We start from the raw sequence: 7,200 nt of genomic DNA on the forward strand, positions 1-7,200 counted from the left end.
GTACGGCTCCGCCGTCCGAGCGCGAGCGTGGTATCGCCAGTTTCGTGAAATTGTGCTCGCCGCCGCAGTCTACAACGTCGAACAAGCCGTGAAACAGTGAATCCCGTCGCCCTCTGCGGATTCAATGAAGCCGTCGGAACGGATTGAGATTGACCGGCCTGCAGAACGCTTTTATCGGTCGGAATTGTGGGTGCCGATATGCGACACGTTCGATTCCGCGATCCAGCAGGCGCAGTGCGACAGGGAGAGTACCATGATGACCACGTTGCCTTCGGCGGACGGGAGTACGCCCTCGACGAGGTCGACGTACTCCCCCCGTGTGACCCGACAAAGATCGTCTGTGTCGGCCTGAACTACGAGCGACACGCCGAGGAGGAGGGTATGGATCTCCCCGAGCGACCGCTCCTGTTCCTGAAGCCGCCGAACGCGGTCGCGGGCCACGGCGACACCGTCACGCTCCCCTCCGGGAAGGAGACCGTCGAGCACGAGGTCGAACTCGGCATCGTCATCGGCGAGCAGTGTCGAAACGTCAGTGAGGCGGATGCGATGGACGTTGTCGCGGGCTACACCTGCGCGGACGACATCTCGAATCGCGACGATCAGCGCGTCGAGCAGAACTGGATCCGCGGGAAAGCCTTCGATGGGGCGTGTCCGATCGGCCCGGTCGTTGCCGACCCCGAACACGTACCCGAGGACGCCGCGGTCAAGCTGCGCGTGAACGGCGAAACCAGGCAGGACTCCTCGATCTCCGAGTTCATCTTCTCCGTCCCCGAGTTGATCGCGGAGATCACGCGGTACATGACGCTCGAAGAAGGCGACGTGATCATCACCGGGACCCCCGCGGGCGTCGGCCCGCTCGCCGACGGCGACCACGTCGAGGTCGAAGTCGAGGGGGTTGGGACGCTCGAACACGACGTCACGTCGGTCTGAACCCGGGCGGGGCTACCAAGCTTTATACTCTCGCCGTGGGTCGCATCCGGTATGGCACCCGAAATCACTCGGATCGAGAGTACCGAGTTCAGCTACGAGCTCGATGACGTCGGAACGGACGAGCACGGCTTCAATCTCGTCTACGAACCCGGCGAGACGACGACGCGGAAACTGTTCGCGCTCCGCGTCCACACCGATGAGGGGATCACCGGCGAGTACGTCGGCGGGAACTCGCCGGGCGCGGCGCAGGTGAACATGTTCGCGGACTACCTCGTCGGGAAAAACCCGCTCGAACGCGAGAAGCATTGGAGCGAGATCAAACGCGCGCTCCGTAAGTACGACCGGATGGGTATCGGACCCGTCGACATCGCACTCTGGGACTTCGCCGGCAAGTACTACGACGCGCCCATTCACGAGCTGCTCGGCACCTATCGCGAGCGTATTCCCGCCTACGCGTCGACCTATCACGGCGACGAGCACGGCGGCCTCGACTCCCCGACGGCGTTCGCGGACTTCGCTGAGGAGGCCCGCGATGCGGGTTACTCGGGTTTCAAGATCCACGGTTGGGGTGGCGGCGACGCCTCGCGTGATCTCACGCGCGAGATCGACGCCGTGCACGCGGTCGGCGAGGCCGTCGGCGACGAGATGGACCTGATGCACGACCCGGCGTGCGAACTTGAAACGTTCGCGGACGCCCTCAAGCTCGGCCGCGCGCTCGACGAGGAGGGGTTCTTCTGGTACGAGGACCCGTTCCGCGACGCGGGGATCAGCCAACACGCTCACCGGAAGCTCCGCCAGAAGCTCGACACGCCGATCCTCCAGACGGAGCATGTGCGCGGGCTCGAGGTGAAGTCGGATTTCGCGGCGAGCGAGTCGACGGACTTCCTGCGCGCGGACCCCGAGTACGACGGCGGGATCACGGGCGCAATCAAGATCGCGCGCGTCGCGGAGGGCTTCGGGATCGATACGGAGTTCCACGCCCCCGGGCCCGCCCAGCGCCACTGCATCGCCGCCACCCGCAACGCGAACTACTACGAGATGGCGCTTGTCCACCCGAACGCGGCGAACACGACGCCCCCGGTCTACGCCGGCGACTACGAGGACCAGTTCGACACCATCGACGATGATGGCACCGTCTCCGTCCCCCACGGTGCCGGCCTCGGCGTCGAGTACGACTGGGACTACATCGAAGCGAACGCCACGGGCAGCCGCCACGTCTACGAGTAACGTTGCATACGGGGTGATACCGCGTGACCCTGCCGAGACCGAAAGACCCCTTTACCCGGACGCCGAACGTTCACATGTATGGCAGACACACGCCAGAACTACGTCGGCGGAGAGTGGACGACGGCAGACACGGGCGAGACGGTCGATGTCGTCAACCCCGCTGACCCCAGCGAGGTCGTGTACACGTATCAGAACTCGGGCGCAGAGGACGCTGCCACAGCCGCGGACGCCGCGGCCGCCGCGGCCGACGACTGGGGTGCGACGCCCGCGCCCGAGCGCGGTGACATCCTTCGCGAGGCCGGCGATATTCTCGCCGATCGCAAGCAGGAGCTCACTGAGCTCCTCACCGACGAGGAGGGGAAGACCCATGCCGAGGCCGGCGGCGAAGTCCAGCGCGCGATTGACATCTTCCACTACTACGCCGGGAAGACCCACGACATGGGCGGCGATGTCAAGTCCTCCAGCGGCCAGAATACCAACCTCTACACGGTAGACGAGCCCGTCGGCGTCGTCTCCCTCATCACGCCGTGGAACTACCCCATCGCGATCCCCGCGTGGAAGATGGCACCCGCGCTCGCCGCCGGGAACGCCGTCCTCCTCAAGCCCGCGTCCGTCGCACCCGGTCCCGCACACGCCATCGTCGAGGCCCTCGACGAAGCCGGTATTCCCGACGGCGCCGTGAACCTCGTCACCGGCCCCGGGAGCGAGGTCGGCACCGAGTTCGCCACGAACGACGCCGTGGACGCCGTCTCCTTCACCGGTAGTAGTCAGGTTGGAAACATGGTGTACGATCAGGCGACCGAGGACCAAAAGCGCGTTCAGATGGAGATGGGTGGGAAGAACCCGACGCTGGTCATGGACTCGGCGGACGTCGACGAAGCCGCGGACATCGTCGCCGGCGGCGCGTTCGGCGTCACTGGTCAGGCTTGTACCGCGACTTCACGCGCGATCGTCCACGAAGACGTCTACGACGATTTCGTCGACGCGATTACCGGGCGTGCGGAGTCTATCGAGATCGGGCCCGGCGATGAGTACGACATGGGCCCGCAGGTCACCGAATCCGAGCTCGAGGGAACCCTCGAGTACATCGACATCGCCGAGGAGGAGGGCGCGACCCTCGTTGCCGGCGGCGGCGAGCCCGAGGGCGACCACCTCGACGACGGCTTCTACGTCGAGCCTACGGTGTTCACCGACGTTCAGAACGACATGCGGATCGCTCAGGAAGAGGTGTTCGGTCCCGTCCTCGCGGTCATCCCTGTCGCGGACTACGAGGAGGCCCTCGAGGTCTGTAACGACGTCGAGTACGGGCTCGCAGCGAGCCTCGTCTCGAACGACCACTCCGAGATCAACCGCTTCAAGCGCGACGTCGAAGCCGGCGTCGTGAAGATCAACGAGGCGACGACCGGCCTCGAACTCCATGTGCCATTCGGTGGGTTCAAGAACTCCTCCAGCGAGACGTGGCGCGAGCAGGGCGACGCCGGTCTCGACTTCTACACGATCTCCAAGACCGTCTACGAAAACTACTGACGCGACCGGGCGTCGCGCCCGCGTCGGTATCGTCTCGTTTTCTCCTCCGCGATTCGCTCGTGAGCCGCTCAGACCGTCCGAACGCCGTTCGTGAGTGTTCCGATCCCTTCGATGTCGATAGACACGACGTCCCCCTCGGTGAGGTCGAAGTCATCACTCGGGACGATGGATGTCCCGGTGAGAAGGACCGCGAGTTCGGGGACAGCGTTGTGCCGCGTGTAGTAGTCGGCGAGCTCTTCGCAGGTCCGGACCAGCTCGTTGGTCGAGGTCTCGCCGGTGTAGACTTCTTCGCCGTCGCGCGTGATCGACATCGACATCGCGAGCTCGTGCGGGTCGTCGATGTCGTCGGTGCTGACGACGCAGGGGCCGAGCGAGCAACAGCGGTCGTACACCTTCGCCTGCGGGAGGTAGAGCGGGTTCTCGCCCTCGATGTCGCGGCTCGAGACGTCGTTACCGACCGTGTAGCCGATCGCGTCGCCCCGATAGAGGACGATGCCGAGCTCGGGCTCGGGGACGTTCCAGTTCGAGTCAGCACGAACGCCGATGTCCTCGCCGGGGCCGACGGTACGCGAGGGCGTCGCTTTGAAGAACACCTCGGGACGCTCGGCGTCGTAGACATCGACGTACATGTCGGGGGTGTCGCTCTCGGCCTGCCGGGCCTGCTCGCTGATCTCGTAGGTGACGCCGGCCGCCCACACTTCCTCGGGTGTCACGGGGATCTGACGGCCGTTGCGAACCGTCTCAGCGTCGATCTCGGGGGCGTCGTCGAGCGCGCCGCGAGCGAGATCGTCAATTGTCTCGTCTGCGACCGCCGCGGATCGAGCGAGGTCGCGAAACGCCTCGAGTTCCGGCTTCGCAGCAGTGAGGTCATAGTAGGTGCTATCTGTCTCGGCGACGAGGAACCTCTCGGATCCTCGTGCTACCTGCTGGTAGCGCATAACCTGATTGTCACAGTAGCGGCTCTTAGCTCTTACGCTGGTCGATCACCCGCGACGAACACGGCGGGGAGTCAGACTGCCGTCCACCCGCCATCAACGGGGAGCGTCGCGCCCGTGACGAAGGAGGCGGCGTCGGAGACGAGGAAGACGGCGGCGCCCGCGACCTCCTCCGGGTCGGCGAAGCGATCGAGGAGGTGACCGTCTCGCATCTCCTCGTACCACTCCTCGTCCGCCATCGCCTCGCGGACGAGCGGTGTCTTCGCGTAGCCGGGCGCGAGCGCGTTCACCCGGACGTTCGGGGCCCACTCGGCGGCGAGGACCTTCGTGAACTGGACGACGCCGCCCTTGCTCGCCGAGTACGCAGACTGTGCCGCTCCGCCGTCGAGCCCTCGAATCGACGCCATATTGACGACGCTCCCCTCGCCGCGCTCGACGAGGTGCTCGCCGAGCACCTTCGCGGAGAGGAAGACGCCGGTCAGGTTCAGTTCGATCACGGCGCGCCAGTCCGCCGGATCGAGGTCGAGGACGGGGACGCGGACGTTCGTGCCGGGGACGTTGTAGAGCGTATCGTAGTCGCCGAACGCGTCGAGGACGGTGTCGCGCGCGTCCGCGAGCGAGTTTTCGTCCGTCACATCCGCCTCGACGGCGATCGCGCTTCCCCCGCCGTCCGTGATTGCCGTGGCCACCTTGTCCGCGCTCGCTGTGTCGACGTCGAGAACGGCGACGCTCGCACCGCGCGCTGCGACGCCGAGCGCGATCGCGCGCCCGAGACCGGACGCACCCCCCGTAACGACCGCCGTTCGGTCGTCGAGGGCGAACATCGTCTCCGGATCGAAACGCCAGTCTGTGGTTCGATAACTCATACCACATACTGCGGCGTCCGGACGTATAGCGTTTGCCCGCCCGGCAGCGACAAGGACCCCCACGACAACGCCATCGTGCGGCCGTTGCACCCGGCACCGTCATCGCTAAGGCCGGGCGAGTGCCATTATTACGCGCATGACCGGTATCACTGACTTGATCGCGGCGATCCACGGGAGCGCTGGTGCCCCATGTGACGCGTTCGTGGCGCACCCTGCCGACGCGAGCACGGGCGACCCCCATCGGCAGGCGTTCGACGCGAACAGCACTCGTGGGACCGGAGCCAATGCCTAACGCGCTCGTCGTCGCCGACGACCTGACGGGCGCAAACGACACCGGTCACGGGTTCGCGGCGCGGGGGTACGAGGTGGTGGTTCGACTCGATTCCGGCCTTGACGTGTCCAGCGTGGACGTGCTCGTCGTCAACACCGACTCGCGATACGCGAGCGCCGCCGAGGCGCGACAACGCGTTCGCGACGCCGTCGCGGGCACGGACGCCGCCGTCGTCTACAAGAAGGTCGACTCGACGCTGCGCGGGAACCTTGGGCCCGAGATCGAGGCCGCGATGGCAGCGATGAACGCGGACGCCGCTGCGGTCGCGCCTGCGTTCCCCTCGAACGGTCGGACGACTGTCTGCGGCTACCACCTCGTCGACGGCGCGCTCGTCACCGACACCGACGCGGGGACCGACCCGGACGCCCCCGTGACGGACCCGCGCCTTCCCGACTACCTCCGCGAACAGGGCGCGTCGGGCGTGACACACATCGGCGTCGGACGCGTCGCGCGCTCGGATCCGGATCTTCGGGGGGCGCTCGATACGGGGCGAGTCGTTACGCTTGACGCAGTAGTCGACGACCATCTCGAGGCGGTCGCGACGGCCGTCGCCGATGCGCCACGACGTGTTCTACACGTCGGATGTGGCGGGCTTGCGGAGCACGTTCGCGTTCCTGGCCCTGCGAACGCGACGCGCCCCGCGCGTCGCGACGACTTGACCGGGACCGCGCTCGGCGTCGCGGGGAGCGTCAGTCCCCGTACACTGGGGCAACTCGACGCGCTCCCCGACGAATGCGTGATCCCCTTCGACGCGTCCCGGGCCGTCACGGATCCCGAGGGGGCGAGCACGGTCGCCGCCGACGCGTGTCTGTCGCGCCTCTCGGACGCTCCGACGGCCGTTCTCGCGTCGGCGACGACCCGCACTGACGTCGACGCTGTGCTCGACACGGCGGCCAATGCGGGCGTCGACGAACGGGACGCCAGAGAGCGCGTCACGGCCGCGCTCGGCGAGGCGACGCGGCGCATCTGGGAGGTACGCGCCCCGGACGGGCTCTTCTGCACGGGCGGTGCGGTCGCGACCGGCGTCCTCGCCGCACTCGACGCGGCCGGGATCGAGCTCCGCGGCGAGTCGGTCGCGATGGGTGTACCGGTTGGCGCGGTTCGGGGTGGCCGCGCGGACGGAACGCCGCTCGTTACGAAGGCGGGCGCATTCGGCGACGACGACACGATTCGAGCGGCCCTGCGCGTCCTCCGACGCGTGCCGAAACAGGAGACGCCCGAGTGAACTACCCCGCCCTACTTCGATCGGGGCTACTCGCCCTTCGCTCGTTGAGGACCGGAGCGTAGCGCTCTCAATTCCACGAAATCGAGGAGAAAGCCCACGACGTTAGTCCTGTCTCTTACCCATAAGTCTCAGGAGTGCAGTTCGTATCCCTCCGCCCAG

General features: G+C 66.7%; 6 protein-coding genes and 1 pseudogene. 5 read left to right on the forward strand and 2 right to left on the reverse strand.

Features of this window, described 5'->3' with window-relative positions; all coding sequences use genetic code 11:
- The 4 genes and pseudogenes from ABDZ36_RS12615 to xacF form a co-directional block, all read left to right on the forward strand.
- Positions 1–100: pseudogene (locus ABDZ36_RS12615) on the forward strand (IS5/IS1182 family transposase); the annotation flags it as partial.
- 98 nt (positions 101–198) lie between these two features.
- Entirely contained in the window at positions 199–930 is a 732-nt protein-coding gene (locus ABDZ36_RS12620; RefSeq protein ID WP_211313691.1) for a fumarylacetoacetate hydrolase family protein, read from the forward strand.
- Positions 931–981: 51 nt separating this feature from the next.
- Positions 982–2,157, forward strand: a complete 1,176-nt coding sequence (locus ABDZ36_RS12625) for an enolase C-terminal domain-like protein (protein WP_211313692.1) — start codon at positions 982–984, stop codon at positions 2,155–2,157.
- 78 nt (positions 2,158–2,235) lie between these two features.
- A complete protein-coding gene (xacF, locus tag ABDZ36_RS12630) occupies positions 2,236–3,684 on the forward strand; it encodes a 2,5-dioxovalerate dehydrogenase (RefSeq protein ID WP_211313693.1) in 1,449 nt (482 codons plus the stop codon).
- Between the two features lie 68 nt (positions 3,685–3,752).
- Here xacF and ABDZ36_RS12635 read toward each other — a convergent pair whose 3' ends face one another.
- Complete coding sequence (locus ABDZ36_RS12635; protein ID WP_211313694.1) at positions 3,753–4,622, reverse strand: fumarylacetoacetate hydrolase family protein; 870 nt, start codon at positions 4,620–4,622, stop codon at positions 3,753–3,755.
- A 71-nt stretch (positions 4,623–4,693) separates the two neighbouring features.
- Positions 4,694–5,485, reverse strand: a complete 792-nt coding sequence (locus ABDZ36_RS12640; RefSeq protein WP_211313695.1) for an SDR family NAD(P)-dependent oxidoreductase — start codon at positions 5,483–5,485, stop codon at positions 4,694–4,696.
- Between the two features lie 284 nt (positions 5,486–5,769).
- On the opposite strand from ABDZ36_RS12640, the gene ABDZ36_RS12645 reads away from it, so the two are divergent.
- The gene (locus ABDZ36_RS12645) at positions 5,770–7,041 is read left to right on the forward strand and encodes a four-carbon acid sugar kinase family protein (RefSeq protein ID WP_211313696.1); all 1,272 of its coding nucleotides are present in this window, start codon (positions 5,770–5,772) and stop codon (positions 7,039–7,041) included.
- Positions 7,042–7,200: the final 159 nt, after the last annotated feature.

It is taken from the genome of Halarchaeum salinum (genome assembly GCF_039520965.1).
Classification (GTDB): domain Archaea; phylum Halobacteriota; class Halobacteria; order Halobacteriales; family Halobacteriaceae; genus Halarchaeum; species Halarchaeum salinum.